At 32.5% G+C, this 2,558-nt stretch carries 2 protein-coding genes; both read left to right on the top strand.

What is annotated here, in order from left to right:
* Nucleotides 1–1,045, top strand: a 1,045-nt coding sequence (locus DES35_RS11610; RefSeq protein WP_170125750.1) for a hypothetical protein, incomplete at its 5' end; no start/stop codon positions are given.
* 1 nt (nucleotide 1,046) lies between these two features.
* Nucleotides 1,047–2,558, top strand: a 1,512-nt coding sequence (locus DES35_RS11305; protein WP_147269360.1) for a hypothetical protein, incomplete at its 3' end; no start/stop codon positions are given.

Here is a 2,558-nt window from a genome sequence, read left to right as displayed (position 1 = left end):
ATCTTTTCCGGAAGAAATTGCAGTAGTGTATAAAGACAATTCAAGTGGGCATGATTTGTACTATAGATTGGGAACATTAAGTACAAATTTCGGTCCGGCAAACATGGTTCCTCTTTTCAATGGATTGAGAACCTATAGTGCGAGCAGATTTCATCCTGATATAAACTATATTAAGAATCCATCATTATCTAAAGATGAATTGAATTTTACCTTCGTCGGTGAAGAAGTCACATCACCGGGAAGTTTTCAGATAGATGTCAATGTTGTATTATTAGATCTTCTTTCAACCATAAGCCCAATTTTTTCTAACCCATTACCCTTAAACCCACCTTTTGAAAAAGTTAGACCTCGCATTGAGGGTTTGGGGTTTGGATTTAATTTTGATTATTTTGTTACTGCAGGTGTTGCAAACTCAGTAGTACATGGCAATCAAAGCGGTTGGAATACATTATCAAGCCCTTTATCTGGTATTAATGAAATGCCTGCAATTGCTACTACTGGTGATTATCATGATGTTATTTGGAGTACGACTCATATTTCAAGTTTTTCAGATATTATAGGTAGAGGTATTTGGTATGATATGAACATACCACCCATACCGCCTAATAATCCGATAAACTTTGCAACGTACTTTAAAGAAGTTAATGAAGCACCCACAATAGGCTGGCCCAACAAGCTGTATCCTTCCATTTCAGGAAATTGCGGATTTGATTGGGAATATGCCATCTGCTGGTGGAGCGAAGACAACAATTTACATTTTAAAATAGCCAATGCACAGGCCAATCCCCATTACATAGTTCAAAACCCTACCGGATTGCCTGAAACTATTTCTAAACAAAATGCAGAAATTGTGCTCGCTAAGGATGAAATTCTTATTCAAAAAAATGATTATGTTATCTATAATACTTTAGGACAAAGAATAGGCACCTATGAAGGTTTGAATATAAAGCAAGGTCTTTTGTTGCTTAAGCCTGGCATGTATGTAGTATCAGCAAAAAATAAAGAAACGCAAAAAACCAATACTCAGAAAATCATTGTTTATTAAAATGAAAAGGTATATACTATTTTTTATTGCATTACATTTCTCATTTCCTGGCTCGGCTCAACACCAAGCCAAGCAATGGATTTTTGGGCAAGGATTGGGTATGGATTTTACTACACCGCAGGTTTCTTTTTTTAATGTTCCATATATACCGAATGAACCGAATCATAGAGACTACAATCAAAGTTCTGTATATTGTGATGAAAAGGGTGAAATATTGTTGTATTTTTTAAATGGAAAGTATTATGATAAAAATAACAATATTATATCTGGAGGAGAGGTTTATGAGTACAAATTTAGCCCTAATACTTTACTTTTTGGTGAAAATAAAACATCATTTTTCATAAATTTTTCTAATAATAAAAATGTTATTTTTCATTATTATGTATATGGTGAACCGGAAAATATTTCTACAAAAAATCATAGTATTAGATTAAATAAAATAACATTAAATAATTCCACAATTATTTCTATAGATTCAATTGATACATATAATAATTCCAACCCAGTTAGTTTTATAAATCGAGCTAATTCAGGAATAAATTTAACGCCAATTTCCTCAAAAGGAAATATTTTTTTTATGATAGATGCACCAGGAACAAATAAAGCAGTAATTATTGTGAAAATTGATTCCACAGGATTTCAAGAAATATTAAACCATAATATAATTAGACAAAACAATACATCGTTATTTCCAGAACAATTATTTTTTTTTCATCCATTAACAGAGACGTTTTTTATCTTAGGAAAGAAATATGATTCTAATGGAATACATCACACTTTTTTAGAACGATTTAAGCATCAAAATAATTTTAATTTCAGCATAAATCCTACTAATCGATTGTTTTTTCCGTTAAAACCAGGTATTAATAATCAAAATACTCAAGCCTTTATAAAATATTGTATAACCTTGCAAGGAAGATATATTTATATGTTCGGTTCATGGAATAATCAACTCTTTATTGAGAGAGCTGATTTATTCGCGAAAGATTCTTTAGCGTTTTATAACTCACATGTACAAATCCCATTACCTCAACCCTTACAATTAATTTCATCAGGAACAACACAATATTGGCTTGATTCTCAAGTGGGGCCAGATGGTAATATTTATTTCATGTTGGCTAAACGAAATCAAATATCTTTAACTAACCAAACACCAAATAACCCTGAAAATAAATTTTTATGCAGAATTATAAATCCCGAAGATTCTGATATTAACAATGTACAGATAGAAATGAACTTTCATACATTTCCCGATTGGAGTTTGTTTGCATCTTTCCCTGGCCTTAGTACAAACCAACTCATGCCCCCTCCTTTTGAGGTGCTTTCTTCCTGTAGCGATAGCGTTCATTTAGACCTTAATTATAAAAATATCATTGACAGCGTATGGTGGGATTTTGGTGACCCTGTTGGATTAGGCACTGCTAATAATTCTTCGGTTGTGAGCCCTGTTATCAAGTATCCCAACTATGGCAAGTATTATGTTTCCGTGCAGCTTTGGTTTGATGGCGATACC

Source organism: Schleiferia thermophila, from assembly GCF_003337435.1.
Classification (GTDB): domain Bacteria; phylum Bacteroidota; class Bacteroidia; order Flavobacteriales; family Schleiferiaceae; genus Schleiferia; species Schleiferia thermophila.
The sequence above is the reverse complement of the archived record's forward strand: the minus strand, read 5'-3'. Positions and strand labels throughout refer to the sequence as shown.